The organism is Mucilaginibacter dorajii, from assembly GCF_024808255.1.
GTDB classification, from domain to species: domain Bacteria; phylum Bacteroidota; class Bacteroidia; order Sphingobacteriales; family Sphingobacteriaceae; genus Mucilaginibacter; species Mucilaginibacter dorajii.
The window spans coordinates 131,441-151,138 of sequence record NZ_JANTYS010000013.1; the positions used below are offsets into that span (position 1 = coordinate 131,441).

Sequence of the window (19,698 nt, forward strand, 5' to 3'; positions counted from 1 at the left end):
ATAGGTAGCCGCTATGCGGCAAGCATGTTTGCGGGGTGGTATCGGCGGTTTTATATATAGGTAATCCAGCCGCAACTAATAGTCGATTTTTTTACAATACGCCTTTTCTGCCGCATAGCGGCTACCTATTTGTAGAAAAAAGCCCTCCCCACGAGATGCCGCGTAGCGGCTACCTATCTACAGTTTGGATATATCTTCTTTTAGGGAATACATTTTTTTAGGAGCGATTTTCCTTTGCTGTTTGTCCTCCATTTCCTCAACCCTAAGTATTTTAATATATAACGCCAATAATACATTTCAGCTAAATTAGTTTTACTATTTTAAGCCCACTAAACTTAAGTACATGAATAAGAAACTATGCCTGTTTATATTTTTCAGCGCTTTACTACCTACGCTTCTTTTGGGGCAAGCCAAATTACCGGCTAAATTACCCGCCAACATATTTTTACGCAAACTGCCCAATGGCCTCGATGTATTGGTTGTTGAGGATAACAGCGTGCCGCTGGCCACCATTATGATCACCTGTAAAAACGGGTCATATACCGAAACACCAAAGTTTAACGGGCTTAGCCACCTGTATGAGCACATGTTTTTTAAGGCCAATAAGGATTATAAAAATCAGGAAGATTTTTTAGATAAAGTGAGCGAATTGGGCATGCAATTCAATGGATCGACCACATACGAAAACGTTAACTACTATTTTACCCTGCCAAAATTCAATTTAAACCAGGGATTGGATTTCATGAACTCGGCTATCCGCTATCCATCTTTTGATGCTAAAGAAATGGCTAAAGAAAACGTAGTTGTTGATGGCGAGTTTCAGCAGCAGGAATCGAGCCCTACGTTTGCATTGAGCAACGCCATGGACCACCATATGTGGGGCGATTTGTACAGCCGCAAAAATGCCATTGGCGATCATGATGTGATCCGCAATGCCACGCCTGATTTAATGGACTCCATCAAAAACAAATATTACTATCCCAACAATGCTTTGTTAACCGTTGCCGGCGATGTGCAGCACGAGGATGTATTTAAAAAAGTGGAAGCCATTTATGGCAGCTGGAAACCATCCGGTTTTGATCCGTTTAAAAAATGGCCTATCCCCGAGTTTAAGCCGCTATTGAAAAACGACTATTTTGTGGTAGAGAGCAGCCTGAGCAATGTGCCCTTTATTATGATTGACTGGCAGGGACCGGATACCCGTACCGATATCCCATCAACCTACGCTGCCGACGTGTTTAGTTATATCCTTAACCAAAACTCATCAACTTTAAAAAAGGCGTTGGTACAATCGGGCCTGGCCTTGGATGTAAACATCAGCTATTTAACCCTGAGTCATGTTGGGCCGATAACGCTGTTTGTGGTACCCAACCCCAACAAGATCAAAGAGTGTATGGCCGAGGTAAAACACCAGTTAGAGATTATGGACAGGGACGATTACGTTACCGATGAGCAGATTGCCACATCGAAACAAAAACTGGGCATCCTTAAAATCCAGGAGGAGGAAGTAGCATCTGATTTTGTGCAGGTGTTGTCGTTCTGGTGGTCGTCCGCGTCCTTAGATTATTTTACCTCCTACAATGCAAAGCTTAATAAAATGACCCGTGCCGATTTGCAAAGCTATGTGCGTAAATATATCAAAAACAAGCCCTATTGCGCCGGGATGTTGATTAACCCCGACCTGGCCACCCAGGTAAGTGCCAAAAGCTTTTTTACTGCCTCAAACTAATTATCACCCATGAAAAAGATTTTAACCACTATACTTTTAACCTGTGCAAGCCTGTCTGTTACCCTGGCCCAAACAGAAACTACTTCTTTTGATGTTGATGGCATTAAGGTGATCTTTAAGCCTACCGTAAAAGAGATCATTAACGTGCGCATGTATTACCGTGGCGGGGTAAACAACTACCCGGCAAGCCAGGCCGGCATTGAAACCTTTGCATTGGAAGCCACCAACGAGTGCGGCACCAAAAAATACAGCGGCAATGTATACCGCGACCTTTCTGATAAATATGGTGTAAACGTAGGCTCCGAAGCGGAATATGATTATGGCAACATCCAGATGGAATGTGTATCCAAATACTTTAGCCAGGGCTGGGACCTTTTTACCGAAGCTATTGTAAATCCTGTTTTTGATGCCGGCGAGGTGGAGCTTCTGCGGAGCAAGATTATAGCCAAAATAAAAGAACAGCAATCAAACCCCGATAAACGGGTTGAGCAGCTATTGTTGCAAAGCGCGTTTGAAGGCACTCCATACGCTACAGACCCTAACGGTACTGAAGAGATTATGAGCAAGCTTACCGCTGCCGACCTTAAAACTTACTATACCTCGTTACTAAACAAAAACAGGATGTTCATTGTGGTTGCCGGCAAGATCAGCAAAGAAGAGTTGATAGCCAAGATTAAAGCATCCTTTGCGGGCCTGCCATCAAAGCCATATACGCCGGTAACCCTGCAGGAACCCATCTGGAACGACTATAAAGTGGTTAAAGAAGACCGCAGCCTGCAAACCAATTACATCAACGCCATTATGAACGCGCCTGCCTATAACAGCCCCGATTATATTCCTTACCGGGTTGGTATTTCGGCGTTGGGTGGTTCATTGTTCAGCGAGATCCGTACCAGGTTAAACCTGTCCTATGATCCGGGTACTTACTCGGTAATGCAGCAAATGCCGTATGGTATTATGTATGTGAGCACTACCAACCCCAAAGAGGCGGTTTTGGCCATGAACAGGGAAGTGAAAAAAGTATTAGGTTATGGTTTAAGCCCCGAAGGTTTACAGCACATTAAAAGCAGTTTTATTACCAGCAACTATATTAAACAGCAAAGCACCGCGTCAATAACCGGCAGCCTGGGCTTATCAGAAATTTTAGGCGGATGGCAAATTGCGGAAGACCTGCCAAAAGAGATTGAAAAAGTAACCACCGAACAAATTAACCAGGCACTATACAAATACGTGGTAGGCCTAAGGTGGAGCTACCTCGGCGATCCGCAGAAAGCAGCAGAAACGGCCGACGCGTTTAAAAAGGTTATACGTAACGATTAATCGGTCATTAGTCATTAGTCATTGGTCATTAGGTTAAATTTGATAAGATGAGTAATCGTTTGGAGGATCTGGAAATTTATAACTTATCGCAGGATTTAGGCGAGAAAGTATGGGCCATCGTTATTAAGTGGGATTATTTCGCAAAGGATACTATTGGTAAACAAATAGTGCGATCAGCAGATTCCATCACTGCTAATATTGCCGAAGGATTTGGAAGATTTCATTATAAGGAAAACAAGAACTTTTGTTATTTCAGCCGGGGATCTATTTTAGAAACTAAAGCGTGGCTCACAAAAGCAAAAGTCAGGGACCTAATAGACCAAGATGAACACAATTCATTGATGACTCAACTTGAAACTATCCACTTAAAGCTCAATGCCTACATCAAGTTCATTGGTAAAAAAATAACTACCAATGACTGATGACCTACATCAAGTCTACCGGCAAAAAAATAGCCACCAATGACTAATGACCAATGACTAATGACTAATTTCGCCCCATGGGTTATAAAAGTTTACAGGCTTGTATTGCCGACCTGGAAAAACATGGTCATTTGGTGCGCATTAAGGACGAGGTTGATCCATACCTGCAAATGGCCGCCATTCACCTGCGGGTTTTTGAAAACCAGGGACCTGCCATTTTATTTGAAAATGTAAAAGGTAGTAGGTTCCCGGCGGTGTCTAATTTGTTCGGCACACTGGAGCGGTCTGAATTTATTTTCAGGGATACGCTGGATAAGATCAAAACCCTGGTTGAGCTTAAAAACGATCCGCTAAAAGCTATAAAATCTCCTTTTAAATATACCAATGTCGCGTTAACAGCTTTATCGGCTTTGCCCATGAAAGGCAGTAGCAACGCGCCGGTAAACTTTGGTAAATGCAAGATCAGCGATATTCCACAGATTGTAAACTGGCCTATGGATGGTGGTCCATTTGTGACCATGCCGCAGGTATATACCGAAGACGCCGATAAACCAGGTATCATGAATGCCAACCTGGGTATGTACCGTATCCAGATGGCGGGTAACGATTATATTTTGAACGAGGAGATCGGCTTGCATTACCAGTTGCACCGCGGTATAGGCGTTCATCAAACCAAAGCAAATGCCAAGGGGCAGCCTTTGAAGGTGAGTATATTTATAGGTGGTCCGCCAAGTCACCCGGTAGCTGCCGTGATGCCATTGCCCGAGGGTTTATCTGAAATGACCTTTGCTGGTGCCTTAGGCAATCGTCGTTTCCGTTATTTTTATGATGATGAGGGTTTTTGTATTTCTTCGGATGCCGATTTTGTGATCACCGGCACAGTGATGCCGCACGAAAATAAACCAGAAGGTCCGTTTGGGGATCACTTAGGCTATTATAGCTTAACGCACCCATTCCCATTAATGAAAGTGCACAATGTGTATCATCGTAAAGATGCCATCTGGTCGTTTACCGTAGTGGGTCGCCCGCCGCAGGAGGATACCAGCTTTGGGGCGTTGATCCATGAAATTAGCGGGGCCGCTATCCCCAAGGAAATCCCCGGCCTGCACGCTGTTAACGCGGTTGACGCGGCGGGTGTACACCCTTTACTATTTGCCATCGGCAGCGAGCGTTATACGCCTTATATCAAGGAGCGCCGTCCGCAGGAAATTCTGACTATAGCTAACCACATTTTAGGCAAAAGCCAGTTGAGTTTAGCCAAATATTTGTTGATAGCCGCCAAAGAAGATGATCCTTCATTGGATGTCAATAACATAGAATCATTCCTGCTGCACATGCTGCAACGTGTTGACTTTACCCGCGACCTTCATTTTTACACGCGTACCACCATAGATACGCTTGACTACAGTGGTGACGGTTTAAACACCGGGAGCAAAGTAGCCATCACCGTAGCCGGCGACATTAAACGGGAACTATGGACAGAGCTGCCATCGTGGTTTAACTTGCCAAAGCCCATCAGCAAGATTAAAATGGCTATGCCGGGCGTATTGATGATTGAAGTACCCAAACACGTTAACCATAAGGATATCGATAACATCATCAGCATTATTGAATACCGCCTTAAAGAAGAAGAGGACGAACTGGGCGGACTTGCGCTGATGGTATTATGTGACGATGCCGCCTTTGCCGCAGCAAACATCAATAACTTTGTATGGGTAACGTTTACCCGCAGCAATCCATCGCACGATATTTACGGCATAGGCAGCTTTACCGAGCACAAACACTGGGGCTGTACCGGTCCGCTTATTATTGACGCCCGCGTAAAACCGCACCACGCTCCTATATTGGAATGCGTACCCGAGGTGGAAGCTATGGTTGATAAAATGGGCAAGCCGGGTGGAGCTTTGCATGGAATTATTTGAGGTGCGTGATCGGGGGGCGAGATTTCAGGAGTATTTATCCTTGTGATGCTGAGTTTTTACGTAGAGACGCAATATTTTGCGTCTCCCGCGTGCAAATCCGCCATTCGAATTGGTTAAGCAAATCGTCTCGGTAAATTCGCCCTGTACAGCGGGAGACGCAAAATATTGCGTCTCTACATGAAAAAGCATACCCAATCAACTACTCACCCAATCAACTCAAAAAACTATCTTTGTACGCTATGAAAAATACACCATACATCCTGCTTTGTTTAATTATCCTTTCGGCTTTTAGCTGTACAAAAAAAGAAGTACCTCATTATACCATATCTAAAGTAACCAAATCTGATACCGCAAGCAAGGTGTTGGTTCATATCAGCAGCAGGCTTACCAAAGATCAGTTGCTGAGCATCGCCGGCAAAATAAAATCCGATAGTTCGGCATTGCCAAACCTGCAGCTTTGTTATTTGCTGCCAGGGCACAGCGATAAAAATACGGGGGCTAATAACTATTACGCCGTTGCCAAATATCCAAATGCACAGATGGCTAATATGCAGGATACATTGAAAGATGCAGACGGAAACATTGTAAGGTTAAAGATTACCGGTGTATCGGCACAAACGGCTAAAAAACTACTGGCACTGCATCCTAAAGAATTAAAAGATCAAAATTTCTTCGGCCATTTTATAGATGATAACAACCAAACCGTTATTATTCCTTTTCGTGATTTTACCGACCCTAAAAAAGAGCTGTATATTCTTGAATTAGATACCACAGGCAAAGTAGTGTCGGCCACTATCCCAACGGTGGTGAAAAAAGACGGGGAAGAACGCTGGATGGTTACCGATAGGGGTGATTACATTATTTTGAAAGACAGTGTTTTAAGTCAATACTCTATTGAAGACCTGGGGCTGCCTTACAACAGCATCAAATCGGGATTGTAAATAGCTAAACGCGCTTCATAACTAATATTTAAGTTAAAAAGGTCAAAACTTTTCGGTTTCATATTTTATACCGATATATTTATAGTGTTTAAAACATTATTTAAATACTTATGACCCGAAATTTTATCAAAACCTTAACACTTAGTGTTATCGGGGTATTTAGCTTTTGCCTCGCAATAGCACAGCCCCGGCTACCGGAAGGTTACTTCTGGAAAAAGCTTCCAAACGGCTTGGAAGTTGTTGTGATTGAAAACAGCAAGGTGCCCCTGGCCACCATTGAAATTGCTGTAAAAAACGGCGCCTATACAGAAGGCCCGGAATTTAGCGGCCTTAGTCACCTTTTTGAGCACATGTTTTTTAAGGCCAATAAGGATTACCCTAACCAGGAAGCATTTTTAAAACGTACCCAGGAATTAGGTGCCATTTGGAATGGCACCACCGATGTGGAGCGTGTAAATTACTTTTTCACTTTTGACAGGGATAGCCTTAGCGCCGGTTTAAAATTTATGAACGCCGCCATCCGTTTCCCCATTTACCGCGAGGAGGACATGAAAAAGGAACGCCCCGTTGTCGACGGCGAATTTCAGCGTGCCGAAAGCGATCCGGGTTTCCAGTTATGGTACGGCATCCAGCAAAAACTATGGGGCGATCTCATCACCCGTAAAAACCCAATCGGGATCCACGAAGTGATCAACACCGCTACGCCCGAGAAAATGATGATCATCAAAGACAAATATTATTTCCCAAACAATAGCTTGCTTACCATTTGCGGCGACGTAAAACATGAAGCAGCCTTTGCCATGGCCGAAAAAATATTTGGCGACTGGGCCAGCAGCGACTTCAATCCGCACGAAAAATATCCTATTCCTCCTTTTAAACCCTTAACCAAAAGCGAGTATTTTATAAAGGAAACCACCATAGCGCAAACCCCTTATATGCAAATTTCATGGCAGGGGCCATCTTATTTGACAGACTCGGCTTCTACCGTTTCTGCCGATGTGTTTAGTACTATCCTGGGCTTAAACTCTTCAAAGTTACAACAGGCTTTAGTTGATAAAGGCCTGGCAAGTGGTGCTTATATAAGCTATACCACCAGCAAATATGTTGGCCCTATCGACTTGACCATTATCCCTAACCCTACCAAATTAAAGGAGTGTTATGACGAGGTGATTAACCAGATTAACCAATGGGGTAAATCCGATTATTATACCGATGAGCAGTTGAAAGATGCGAAGGCTATCCTGTTAAGGAACAGCGTGCACCGTAAAGAGAAGCCATCTACACTGGCCAGTCAGCTAAGCTACCAATGGTGCAGTACATCGCTTGATTTTTATACCGATCTGGATAACAACTACCAGAAAGTTAGTCGTGACGATATCAAGAAATTTGTGGACACCTATGTAACGGGTAAGCCATACGCGGCAGGTATAATCATTGCACCCGATTTGAGTAAACAAACTAATGTAGCTTCATTTTTTGTAGCTAAGTAATTTAAAAGATCTTATCATGATGAAGAAATATGTGTTCACCCTGCTGATTGCAGCGGCGATAGGAAATATAAAAACGGCACAGGCGCAAAAAGCAGCTTACGAAACCATGGTTGATGGCGTTAAAGTAATTGTGCAGCCAAGCGGAAACGATATTGTAGAAATCCAAACCATTATTAAAGGCGGTGTGCAAAATTACAAAGCCGATAAAATGGGTATTGAATCGATGGCGATGAATGCGCTTACTGAGTGCGGAACAGTTGCCCACGATAAAAACGCGTTTAAGGACATATTGGATAAAGTAAGCGCTACGGTTTACGGCTCTACAAACAAAAATTATTCGGTAATACGGATGAATTGTATTAAAAGCGACTTTGACGTGGTTTGGCCATTATACGCCGAAGCCATGACCCAACCCCGTTTTGATGCCAAAGAATTTACCCGTATTAAACAGGATGCGATCAATAATTTGAAAGCCGAAGACTCGCAGCCCGATGCGGCTATTGATAAACTGGCCAATAAAGTGGCCTTTGTGAACCGCGATTACGCTAAAGAGCCCGAAGGAACGGTAGATATTATTACCAAGCTAACGCCCGAAGAAACCAAGGCGTTTTATACCAGCATTTTCACTAAATCGCGCCTGGTAATTGTGGTAGTTGCCGATTTGGATCAGTCGGTTATTGAAGCCAAAGTAAAAGCGCTGCTTGCCGGTGTTAAAAAAGGCAATCCATTTGAGTTTAAAAAATCATCTTTCAAGGTGTATAAAAACAGCATCAATGTAGAGCAGCGCGACCTGGCTACCAACTATGTAGAAGGGGTAACCAGTGGCCCAATTCCGGGTAACGAGGACTTTGACGCCTTTAACGTAGCGATGCGCATTTTTGCTAACCGCCACTTTTTAGATGTGCGTACCAACAATGGGTTATCATACGCGCCGCAGGCCTGGTTTAGCGTAGGTCAAACTTCAACAGCCCGTTTTTCGGTATCAACCACGCAGCCCGATAAATATATTGCTGTATTTGACAAATTGGTTGACAAGGTAAAAACCGAAGGTTTTAAACCCGAGGAAGTAGCCAATATGAAGATCACCTATCTTACCGGTTTTTATTATAAAAACGAAACCAACAGCGCCCAGGCATCATCAATAGCATCAAACGAGGTGTTGTTTGATAACTGGAAACGCTCATTAACCTTGGTTGATGATGTGAAGAAATTAACTACCGAGCAGGTTAACAATGCCTTTAAAACCTATATCAACAACATTGTATGGGTTTACCAGGGCGATCCTAAAAAAGTAAACCAGGTGTTATACATCAACGGAACTTTAAACAAAGGCGAGAATGGTGTGAACCATTAAACGTTCATTTGTTCACTGGTTCATTAGTTCATTGGTGAAAAGTTCAAGATAGAAGGGCGTTAAAGCCACCTAAAACAACTAAAATCGTCATTGCGAGGAGGAACGACGAAGCAATCCCCGATTTGCAGAGCAACTCTGTACAGTTCGGGATTGCTTCGTGCCTCGCAATGACGATTTTTTATGGTATAATGTTGGCATATATAATCCGCATCGGCCCCCCATCAGACCAGACTAATGAACCAGTGAACTAATGAACTACCTTCTTCCTCCGTCCCCAAATATCACCTTTGTGGTGAACGGGAATGGTATCGCCTAAAAGTTTGCCCCAGGGCTTGAGTCCGTCTATCCGGTCGAAAATAATTTTGAGGACTGCCACAAAGGGTATAGAAAGGAACATGCCCGATAAACCCCAAAGCATGTTACCCAACAGTACTACGATGATTGACATCAGCGCGTTGATCTGTACTTTAGATGATACAATGCGTGGCACCAGTACATTGTTATCAATAAACTGGATCACCATATAAGCTATGATCACACCTAATTGTGTGCCATAACCATCTTTGGTTACCGTAGCCATTAGTACCGGCAAGGCGATAGCGATAATACCACCCAGGTAAGGGACAAGGTTTAAAATGGCACCTATCACGCCAATCAAAATACCATATTTTACCCCAAGCAATACCAGGGCTACGGAGTTCATGGCAGCCACAATCATCATTTCGATAAGTAAACCTATGATATAGCTTTGGATAGCCACCTTGGTTTCTTTTAGTACTTCGGCTACCCGTTTGGAGTTCTCTTCAGAAAACACTTCGTAAAAAAAGTTAAGCAGCAGGGTTTTATAATAAAGTACCAGGAAAACATATACAGGAATAATAAACACCAGGCCAAGCACGCCTACTACCGAACCTAAAGTACTACCCAGCAAAGCGTGGCTGTTATCCATAGCTTCCTTAATAAGTATATTTTGCTTTTGAACGGTGTACCCAAAGGTTGTGGCTACCCACTGCTGGGTGGTAACTGATATGGCAGCCAGCTTTTTCTGCAACATGGGTAATGAATCGCCAAATTGAATGATTTGGGTGGATAGGAAATAAAATAGTCCGGCTATAGCTATAGAAGCTATTAGCAGCGTTAGCGCTATGGACAATACCTTGGGGATTTTCCAGCCTTCAAATTTATTACAAAGCGGATTAAGCAGAATGGCGATGAACAGTGAATAGGCTATCGGCACAAAAACATCCGCAAGCTGCGAGAATATGTAAACCAATAGTACAAGCCCGAACATGATAACGGTGCTCTTGAGGTAAAAAGGGTAGTCTTTTGCAGGCATAAAAGCAGGTAATAAAGTATATCCAATCAAAGGAATATACAAGTTAATTGTTTGATGCCTATGATAATATGCCTTTAATATAGGATCTATTCTGCGCCATGCCTGTTCGCCCTGTAAAGTTCGCGAATAGATGCTTCGTGCCTCAGCATGACAAACCCACCATGTCATTGCGAGGAACGAAGCAATCTCATGCTATACAGAGCGGATCTGCATAGTTCGCGATTGCTTCGTACCTACCCATGACAAATATAAAATATGTCATTGCGAGCGCAGCGTGGCAATCTCGTAGCCATACAGAGCGAATATGCATGGCTACGAGATTGCTTCGTTCCTCGCAATGACAAGGGGGCGATGTTGTCATTTCCACCTTCACAGTCCGCAGATTTTACTACTCGCAATGACATAGCTTTATATTTTCATCTGCACATTTAAAATCTACATATCCGTCCTAAAACTCAAACCCGGCATCCGCATCCGGGTTATCCAGTTTGGTGCTTTTACGTTGGCCGGCTACGGTTACGTGCAGCATATTGATCTGTTCTTTGTGCTCGTCGAAAAGGATATCGTCATGCACTTCAAACTTTTTTACTTTGTTAATGGCTTTTATTTCAAAATAGATCCAGGCGGCATCTTCCTGTACTTCGTAACCAACATAGCTTAGGTTAAGCGCCTTGCCGTCGGCTTTAATGGTCAAATGCTTTTTGATGTAATCGTTCAGCATCTGGTTCAGTTTGGCTTTATCTTTTGGTTTTACAATATCAACCGGGGTATGGTTTTGCTTTTCGATGGTGCGCTCCAGGTCGTCGTAAAAAATACGGCAGCTTACCTCAACGCTTTGGGTTTTGGCATTGTGGTTAATTTCGGTAACGCTAACATAAAAAGGGTGGAAGATGCTAAACCAGCTGATTAAAAGTAATTGCAACATAATTGCGTTATGTAATTGTTATTATCACAAAAAACGCTATTTTTATTGGCAATAGCGAATTAAGTAAATGACTGACTTTTATTTGTACTTCCAGTTAGGATGGCAACACATCTGTAACTGGGAAGGGTACGACCATATTTTATTTGTTACCGTGCTTTGCGGTACCTATCTGCTGGCCGACTGGCGCAAGGTACTGGTACTGGTTACAGCCTTCACCATCGGTCATTCTATCACGCTGGCTTTAAGTGTTTTAAATGTAATTCATATCAACACTTCGCTTATTGAATTCCTAATCCCGGTTACTATTGTGTTTACCAGTTTGGTTAATGTGCTCAATAAAAAGCGCACAACCGGCACCATGCGGCTTAACTATACGCTGGCCTTGTTCTTTGGCCTTATTCACGGGATGGGCTTTAGCAACTACCTTAAAAGTTTACTGGGCACCAGCAGCAATATCACCGCGCAATTGTTTGCTTTTAACCTTGGGCTGGAGTTTGGGCAGGTATTAATTGTAATATCTGCGTTACTTATCTCCTGGCTGCTCATCAAATTTGCCAGAACACCACAGCGCGACTGGACCATGTTCCTGTCCTCGGCTATATTTGGTATTGCTTTTATCATGTGTATTGAACGTTTTTTCCTAATTAAATTCAGATGAATAAATTTTACCCTGCTCTACTTTCCTGCCTGCTTGCGGCTTCGGCATCATGGGCACAGCACGACAACAACCCCGGCTCAAACCACGGTAACCGTTTTGAGCAATTGGGTACCATGTTAAACACGCCAAACGGCTACAGGTCGGCATCGGGGGCTCCCGGGCCGCAGTACTGGCAGCAAAAGGCCGATTATGACATTTATGCCAAATTAGATGATGATAAGCAGCGTTTAGATGGCAGCGAAACCATTACCTACACCAACAACTCGCCCGATGCACTTACCTATTTATGGGTACAGCTGGATGAAAATCAGCATAAAAAAGATGGCGAGGCAGCTAAGATGAACGAAAGCAAGATGCAAAGTAAAATGAGCATCCGCCAGCTGCAGGGCATTATGGGTACCGATCTTGATTTGGGTAACCATATTGAAAGCGTAAAGGATGCTAACGGCGGCGCGTTACCTTTCACCATCAACGAAACCATGATGCGTATTGAGCTGCCTGCTCCTTTGCTGCATGGTCAAAAATTTAAATTTAAAGTAAACTGGTGGTACAACATCAGCGATAGGATGACCATTGGCGGCCGCGGCGGCTATGAGTATTTTCCCGAGGATAACAACTACCTGTACACCATGACCCAATGGTACCCACGCATGGCTGTTTATAGCGATTTCCAGGGCTGGCAAAACAAGCAGTTCATCGGCAGCGGTGAGTTTGCCCTAACCTTTGGCGATTTTAAAGTAAGCATGAACGTACCTGCCGATCACCTGGTAGGCGGCACGGGCCAATGCTCAAACTATGCCCAAACCTTAACAGCGGCACAGTTAGGCCGTTGGAACAAAGCGCAAACATCAACCACGCCGGTAGAGATTGTGACGCTTGACGAGGTAAAGAACACCATGAAAAGCCACGCCACTGCCCGCAAAACCTGGACTTTCCACGCCGAAAACGTACGCGATTTTGCATGGGTGTCTTCCCGCCGGATTGTGTGGGATGCCATGAGCGCCCAGATTGAAGGCGGCCGCAAAGCGATGGCGATGTCATACTACGGCCCCGAAGCTTACCCGCTTTACCGCAAGTACTCTACCAAGGTTGTAGCGCATACCATCAAAACGTATTCAAAACATACCATCCCTTACCCTTACCCGGTTGCTATTTCTGTAGAGGCGGCAAACGGTATGGAGTACCCGATGATCTGCTTTAACTTTGGTCGTGCCGAAAAAGATGGTACGTATAGCGAGGCCACCAAAAACGGTATGATCGGCGTGATCATCCACGAGGTTGGTCACAATTTTTTTCCGATGATCGTAAACTCCGACGAGCGCCAGTGGACCTGGATGGACGAAGGTCTGAACACTTTTGTGCAATACCTGACCGAACAGGAGTGGGACCCTAAATTCCCTTCATCGCGCGGACCGGCATACAAGATTGTGGATTACATGAAAATGCCTAAGAACCAGCTGGAGCCTATCATGACCAATTCAGAAAACATTATCATGTTTGGTCCAAACGCTTACGCTAAACCCGCAACCGCGCTGAACGTATTGCGCGAAACCGTAATGGGCCGCGAGCTGTTTGATTATGCCTTTAAAACCTACGCCAAACGCTGGGCCTTTAAACACCCAACACCAGAGGACTTGTTCCGCACTATGGAAGATGCATCGGCTGTTGACCTGGATTGGTTTTGGCGGGGATGGTTTTACGGAACCGAAGCTGTTGACGTATCATTAGATAGCGTTAAATACTACCGCTTAAACACTAAAAATCCGGCATTGGAAGCCAACGGCGACCGTGCAGCCTTTGACCATAATTTAGAGAACATCAGCACCACCCGCAACAAAGCCGCGGGCATGCAGTTTGCCGTAGAGGCCGATACCTCCTTACAGGATTTTTACAGCAAGTGGGACCGTTTTGCGGCAACGCCAATGACCACCAAAGGCTACCAGGATATGTACGCCGGCTTAAGCCCGGACGAAAAGAAATTTTACGATAGTAAAAGCTATTTTTATGAGCTAACCTTTAGCAACAAAGGCGGCCTGGTAACCCCGCTAATTATTGAGTGGACCTATGCCGACGGCACCAAAGAGATAGATAATATCCCGGCCTACATCTGGCGTAAAAACGAATTTAAGGTAAGCAAGGTATTTGCCAAAAGCAAAGAGGTAAAATCCATCAAGCTTGACCCATACCGCCAAACCGCCGATATTGACGAGGCCAACAACAGCTGGCCAAGGGAATACACCCCATCGCGGTTTGAACTGTTTAAACAACAGGTTTTACCGCGAGGCGCCACATCGGGTAGTAACCCGATGCAGGATGCCAGGAAAGGCGGACAATAATAGCAAAGCCCCCAACTCATCATTGGGGGCTTTATTATTATATACTAATTATTAAAATTCTGGATTGCCGAATAATATATATTACTACCTGTTGGCGGATTTAACTTTTTTAAATCTACAAATTGTATAATCCTATAAATTTAAATATAGGTCAGGATTCAAAAAATACAAGAGATTAAAAATTTAATGTTTTCCGACTGGTATTTTATCCCAAATTAGGTATAGACCATGATTGTTAAAAACAGTGTGTATTTCAATAAGTATTTCAATTATATAATACACAGCAGCAACTCCACTGGCAAGGGCAATCCAAAAAGTGAGTTTCGTTAGCCTTTCATTATTTTTACGTTGTTGTCTTTCAAGTTTTTCCAACCTTGATTGTTGGGATAAGTTATTTTCCGCGTGACTTTTATATCCACCATGATTTTGAAAGAAAAAAAGACCTTCGAACGAGATGATATAGCTTCTTCTAATTGCAGGCTTGCCACTTGGACTTATTATTGCCGTATCATGAAGAACCTCATCTTCAAAATCAACGTACCCATCTTTTATAAGTTTGTTCAAAATTAATTGCAGCTCATTCAACTCAATATTTACAGTCTTTGATATTTTATGACTTGTTTCATGAGTTGGAGGTTGTTTATTAGCCATGTATCCTAAAACAACGTCAAGTTTTATTATAGGTGAAATTTGTTGCATATGGATTTTAAAAAACTATAATTTTCTTTCTTCTGCATTTATTATTTCTTTAGCCGAATCTTTAATGACCGCAATTCTCTTTTCATATTCAGTTAGTTTAGTTGAATTAAATTGAGTACTAAAGATACCGAATGATGCCACTTCGTTAATCAATGCTTGATGCTTTTTATTCCTATCACTTAATAGCATGAGGATGACATATCCACTTGTCGAGAGGTCATGTAACGCTTTAATATCACTGGAACTAATTAAGTTTGAAAGGGACAAGAATTTAGCTACCTCAAATCTAAAATCTTCAATCCATTTAGCTTTCTTCGTTTTTCTTGCTTGTTTAGATGCGAGCCAATGAGATGAAAAAATGGTGGCAATAAGAATTATTGGAGTAACAATATCCTTGAATTCAATATTGGATAAACACATAATTGTTTAATAATTTAAAAAGTTAGGTATTTATAAGAAAATACTTATTATGAACATCAAAGATTTAAAATCAAAAGGAATTATTACCAAACTAACTTCATGTAGTACAAATGGTAACAAAGTAACGAGTACCGAAATTTATCTTTTTGGTATTAGAGTATATAGATTTTGTGCTGTTGAAAGATAATTAATCAAGTTCTAACAAGATGGTTTTGAATGTTCCCTTTTGAATAGCATTCTTTTCATCAAACCAAGTACATTCCACTCTATCGTTATATGGCTTATCACGTAATTTATCCCATGCAAAGCCATCTATTGTCATTTTTGGACCTCCAGACTGTAGTCTTACTACGTCACCTTCTTTGAAAATTGATTCGCTCATGTGATTATTGGTTTAGACCACTAATCTATAAATTTTTTATTGCTTACTACTATAATCTACCAGACTCCCTTCCGCATTAATATCCTCTATCATTTTTTCGATATACCTAACCGTTCTTTCTAATTCATACCCCATTGTTTCGTTATACACAATTTCTGCTGTATCGATATCATAACCTATTTTAAGTTCCGCCCGTTTTTGGTGTTGTTACCAAACAACAGGTTCGTGATCCCCAATATTGCTTTTTAAACGTTAGCCAACTCGGCAAGCAGTATAAGACAAAGGGCAATGTTTTAAAGCTAAAAAAGCGCAGGAAAACAAACAACACCCAACAACGCGCTGAACAATGGTTACCCAATGGGATGTAATGCTCGACAAAGCCCATACAATAGACCACCCATTTCTATTTGAAGTTACAAAAAACGGAGTTAGCGAACTCTCATTTTAGCATAAATCCGTAACTTAGTATTATGGTATAAAACTATACAAATAGCACAATCAATCTTAAGAGACATCGAGGGTAAGTACGATGCTTATTTCAGGTCTATAAATAAGAGTATATTAAATTTTGTAGAGATAAAAGAAGTCAATGGCTGGCTGACGGTTGATATTGTAAATTCACCACCCGAAAACATCGCCTTAGAAATTAAGCTGGGGTTTAAAATAATTGATGAGCCAACTAAAAACCCTAAAGAAGCATCTAACTATTTCATAGCATTATGAAAGCGTCTGTTGGCAAAACTGCTACTGAAAAAAAGCCTAAAAAAGAGGTTAAGCAAAAGCCTAAGAAATAATGTGGCAGTATATAATTTTCACAACAGTCCTTTGGTTCTTGGTTATCGACGCACCTATATTTTTTTGTCGATTATCCTATAGATTGATAAACAAAAGAGGCCATCCAAAATTGGCATTAATCGTGTCATTATTGATTTTAATTGGATTTATTGTCCTTTACAATTATATAAACCTTGATTAACCTTTTACTCATGGTCTAACACGTATATAGTTACCTTACAACACCAACAACGCGCTGGGATGAGTTACGCTATTGATTTAAGATTAAGTTTGCAAGTGTTTAATTCCCCCCTACAACTCATAAGAAGTCCTCCTACTCACCTCAACAACCAAGTCCTTAATCAATTCCCTGCCGCTTTTCCAGCGCTTTAACCTATTAGTTTGTTGAATAGCCAGTCGGTCTTTAATTTCATAACTCGGTTGATAATAGTCTTGCATAATACTTTTCATGGCATCATGTACATCAGATGACGTGCCATTTAGCAGGAGTTCGGGGTTGTTTTTTACCAGGTCGGCCAGGGCATCTGCCATGCTGGTGGCGTAGTAGGGGCAGTCCCAGTCGTGGCGATAGGGTGCATCGCCTTTGATATTTACCTTTTGCAGCGGGTGCGACAGATCTTCCACTATTTCGGCTATGGCATCACCAAATACATTTGAATATTCGGCAATGAAATGATTCCACCAGCGCGGGTGATGCGGTAACTCTTTCAGTAAGGTATCGCAAACCATCACGCGTTGCGGGAAGTCGGGATTTGCCGGGTCCATGATTACCAGGGATGTTCCAAAATGGCCCTCTATTATTGAGTGTCGGCTGTAGACCACAAAGAACTGCAGCTGGGTTTCGCCGGCCTCATGCATTTCGGCCGTGAGTAGTTTTATATCGTGCAGGCGGTCTTCCAAAAATCCTTTCTTAAAAAGCACGTGTAAATTGCCCTCTGATTTTGCCCTGCAGTGCCTACTGTTTTCAGCAAATACGTTGTCGTTGGCCGGGCGACTGATGAAATGGTTGCCGCTGTTATAGCGGATCTCTTCCGAGTCGGCGGGGTAGGTGCTGATGTCCGCGGTATCGCCGGCTTCGGTCTGCTTGTTAGGATGAACCGAGCGGAAGGGCACATGCATGCGTTCGCTATCCATCCGGCGGGCCAGGTTATAAATGCGCTGTTCGGTGGGAGCTAATAAAGGATCGCCGCTGATGGGATCGAAATAAACAGCCCGCACCCGTCGCCCTAAATGGCAGGCGATGAAACGATTTTTTAATAATTGTTGAATGGGATGATGCGTATTCAAAAAGAAATCGCGCAGGGCGTCATTTGCCAAATACTCATCCAGTGGCTGATCAAACTGTAATAGCGTTTCACCCTGGTGGTTTTGGACCCATGTATGCAAAAAATGGTATACTTCCCGCTCGAAACGATGATTAGTTGCTTCTGCTATTGCTTTAGTACGGGCGCATGGTTCCTTAAACTTTTCTACGGGCATAAAAACAACTGGGGGTTATCATATATTAACAGTTGTCTGAAATTCAATGCCGATACAAATAAGTGTCGAAATCTTTATTACGCCTAAAGCTGCAAATATTGGTGTGTTAATTTGAAACATTGCCGGTACCGTACCGGCAATAGTTTGTGGTTGTAATATACTGTTTAAATGATAGATTGATGAAGGTGGAGTAAGAAATAATTATGGAGACTAAACTGCAATAACTTGCTAAACCCGGGGCCTGCCGGTCGCCCCGCTGTGGATAAAGAAAATGACTGTTCGATTCTTTCGTCGGGTAGGGAGAAATCAGACGCTCATATTTCGTCATAGACAACCCTGCCCAAGGCTACTGTTGCGGTTTTGTTGCGCTTTGTAATTTATGACAATTCATAATTACCTGGTTATTAGATAAGTGTCATTTTCCGCTGTTTTACTTGTTGCGCAACACAACAGTTTTTGGATGGATTAAAATATTAGTGATAAGACTTTCGAATACCGACAAACCGATGGTCTGTTAACAAAAAAGCCCCGGTGAAAGTCGGGGCTTTTTTGTCATTTCTAAACTACCCTATCCGTTTTATAAATAGTAAGCCCTCCGTCTAAAATTGGCGACGCCTGTGCTATAAATGTTTTAATATGTGGTTGCTGGTTATGCAGGTCCAATCCCTCCTGGCTGGCCCAGGTTTCATGAAAAATGAATTGGGTATCATCGTCTGCTGATTGGTAAAGCTCATATTGCAGGCAGGCTTCTTCCTTGGTTGAGCCGGCTACCAGTTGTTGTAAATAACCTTTCAATTCGGCCGTGTTGCCCGGTTTACACTTCACTAAGGCTGTTAAGTAAATTTTCATGGCTTGGGATGTTTTGGATAAATAGTTTGTTTAAATGCTGCTGGTAGTGTTGCAGGTTGGCTGCAATATTAGCGTTTTTCATTATATCGTAAAAGTGGAAGCTCTCTAAGGGCTGCATGCCGGTAAAAGCGTTCATGCGGTGAAAACCAAACAGCGGACCTTCATCAACACTACGCTGGTTAAAAAACTCACCAGGTAGGGTAAAAGCGGTTGCCGGCGCGTTCCATGAGGTGGTAAGCATGTATTCTTTGCCATGCATTAAACCGCCGGTGCCGTAATTGATAGCTGGGTTTTCGGCGTTGCGGCCATCGCTGCGGTAAATGCCGTTGTTGTAGCCGGCGGTAAATACCTCATCGATATACTTTTTGAAACCATTAGGCAGCTGAAACCACCAGATAGGGGTGTGGTAAATAATTACATCGGCCCATTTGTAGTTTTCGGCCTCCTGGTTGGGGTCGTAATCATGGTTAATATCGGTTGAGCGAACCTTGAACCCTTCTTTTTCGGTAAAATAATTAACGGTGGTATCCAACAGTGTTTTATTGAAAAGTCCGCCGGAGTGGGCGAAGATCTGTCCGCCGTTTATAACAAATATGTTCTTCATTTAATTTCTTTTTTTATGTCGATCCAAAATTACGGTG

The 19,698-nt window shown here is 42.8% G+C and carries 17 protein-coding genes; 9 read left to right on the top strand and 8 right to left on the bottom strand.

Going from position 1 to position 19,698, the window contains the following annotated elements:
* Window positions 1-343 precede the first annotated feature (343 nt).
* The 7 genes from FHS10_RS18115 to FHS10_RS18145 all read left to right on the top strand — a co-directional run bounded on the left by FHS10_RS18115 (window position 344) and on the right by FHS10_RS18145 (window position 9,178).
* The gene (locus FHS10_RS18115; protein WP_259093148.1) at window positions 344-1,729 is read left to right on the top strand and encodes a M16 family metallopeptidase; all 1,386 of its coding nucleotides are present in this window, start codon (window positions 344-346) and stop codon (window positions 1,727-1,729) included.
* 9 nt (window positions 1,730-1,738) lie between these two features.
* Window positions 1,739-3,049: a M16 family metallopeptidase gene (locus FHS10_RS18120; RefSeq protein ID WP_259093149.1), complete on the top strand. Its 1,311-nt coding sequence runs from the start codon at window positions 1,739-1,741 to the stop codon at window positions 3,047-3,049.
* 47 nt (window positions 3,050-3,096) lie between these two features.
* Window positions 3,097-3,471 carry a four helix bundle protein gene (locus FHS10_RS18125; RefSeq protein WP_259093152.1) on the top strand — a complete coding sequence of 125 codons (375 nt, stop codon included), beginning with the start codon at window positions 3,097-3,099 and terminating at the stop codon, window positions 3,469-3,471.
* Window positions 3,472-3,548: 77 nt separating this feature from the next.
* Window positions 3,549-5,393, top strand: a complete 1,845-nt coding sequence (locus tag FHS10_RS18130) for a UbiD family decarboxylase (protein ID WP_259093156.1) — start codon at window positions 3,549-3,551, stop codon at window positions 5,391-5,393.
* A gap of 239 nt (window positions 5,394-5,632) precedes the next feature.
* A complete protein-coding gene (locus tag FHS10_RS18135) occupies window positions 5,633-6,334 on the top strand; it encodes a hypothetical protein (RefSeq protein ID WP_259093159.1) in 702 nt (233 codons plus the stop codon).
* A 110-nt stretch (window positions 6,335-6,444) separates the two neighbouring features.
* A complete protein-coding gene (locus FHS10_RS18140) occupies window positions 6,445-7,824 on the top strand; it encodes a M16 family metallopeptidase (RefSeq protein WP_259093162.1) in 1,380 nt (459 codons plus the stop codon).
* A gap of 16 nt (window positions 7,825-7,840) precedes the next feature.
* Complete coding sequence (locus tag FHS10_RS18145) at window positions 7,841-9,178, top strand: M16 family metallopeptidase (protein WP_259093165.1); 1,338 nt, start codon at window positions 7,841-7,843, stop codon at window positions 9,176-9,178.
* Between the two features lie 247 nt (window positions 9,179-9,425).
* Here FHS10_RS18145 and FHS10_RS18150 read toward each other — a convergent pair whose 3' ends face one another.
* A complete protein-coding gene (locus FHS10_RS18150) occupies window positions 9,426-10,514 on the bottom strand; it encodes an AI-2E family transporter (RefSeq protein WP_259093167.1) in 1,089 nt (362 codons plus the stop codon).
* A gap of 448 nt (window positions 10,515-10,962) precedes the next feature.
* Window positions 10,963-11,439: a DUF6702 family protein gene (locus tag FHS10_RS18155; protein WP_259093169.1), complete on the bottom strand. Its 477-nt coding sequence runs from the start codon at window positions 11,437-11,439 to the stop codon at window positions 10,963-10,965.
* Between the two features lie 67 nt (window positions 11,440-11,506).
* On the opposite strand from FHS10_RS18155, the gene FHS10_RS18160 reads away from it, so the two are divergent.
* Together FHS10_RS18160 and FHS10_RS18165 are read left to right on the top strand one after the other, a co-directional pair.
* Window positions 11,507-12,097 carry a HupE/UreJ family protein gene (locus FHS10_RS18160; protein WP_259093171.1) on the top strand — a complete coding sequence of 197 codons (591 nt, stop codon included), beginning with the start codon at window positions 11,507-11,509 and terminating at the stop codon, window positions 12,095-12,097.
* Window positions 12,094-14,433, top strand: a complete 2,340-nt coding sequence (locus FHS10_RS18165; RefSeq protein ID WP_259093172.1) for a M1 family metallopeptidase — start codon at window positions 12,094-12,096, stop codon at window positions 14,431-14,433. Before FHS10_RS18160 ends, FHS10_RS18165 begins: the two co-directional genes overlap by 4 nt.
* A gap of 183 nt (window positions 14,434-14,616) precedes the next feature.
* On the opposite strand, the gene FHS10_RS18170 is transcribed toward FHS10_RS18165, so the two are convergent.
* From FHS10_RS18170 to FHS10_RS18195, 6 genes are all read right to left on the bottom strand, one after another.
* Window positions 14,617-15,132 carry a hypothetical protein gene (locus tag FHS10_RS18170; RefSeq protein WP_259093174.1) on the bottom strand — a complete coding sequence of 172 codons (516 nt, stop codon included), beginning with the start codon at window positions 15,130-15,132 and terminating at the stop codon, window positions 14,617-14,619.
* Window positions 15,133-15,147: 15 nt separating this feature from the next.
* On the bottom strand, window positions 15,148-15,552 hold the full coding sequence (locus tag FHS10_RS18175) for a hypothetical protein (RefSeq protein ID WP_259093175.1): 405 nt from the start codon (window positions 15,550-15,552) through the stop codon (window positions 15,148-15,150).
* Window positions 15,553-15,739: 187 nt separating this feature from the next.
* Window positions 15,740-15,934: a YodC family protein gene (locus tag FHS10_RS18180; RefSeq protein ID WP_259093177.1), complete on the bottom strand. Its 195-nt coding sequence runs from the start codon at window positions 15,932-15,934 to the stop codon at window positions 15,740-15,742.
* A 1,086-nt stretch (window positions 15,935-17,020) separates the two neighbouring features.
* A complete protein-coding gene (locus tag FHS10_RS18185) occupies window positions 17,021-18,208 on the bottom strand; it encodes a hypothetical protein (protein WP_259093180.1) in 1,188 nt (395 codons plus the stop codon).
* Between the two features lie 558 nt (window positions 18,209-18,766).
* Window positions 18,767-19,057 (bottom strand): putative quinol monooxygenase, encoded by a 291-nt coding sequence (locus FHS10_RS18190; protein WP_259093183.1) that lies wholly within the window; start codon window positions 19,055-19,057, stop codon window positions 18,767-18,769.
* Window positions 19,023-19,661 carry an NAD(P)H-dependent oxidoreductase gene (locus FHS10_RS18195; protein ID WP_259093184.1) on the bottom strand — a complete coding sequence of 213 codons (639 nt, stop codon included), beginning with the start codon at window positions 19,659-19,661 and terminating at the stop codon, window positions 19,023-19,025. The genes FHS10_RS18190 and FHS10_RS18195 overlap by 35 nt, the downstream gene beginning before the upstream one ends.
* Between the last annotated feature and the right edge of the window lie 37 nt (window positions 19,662-19,698).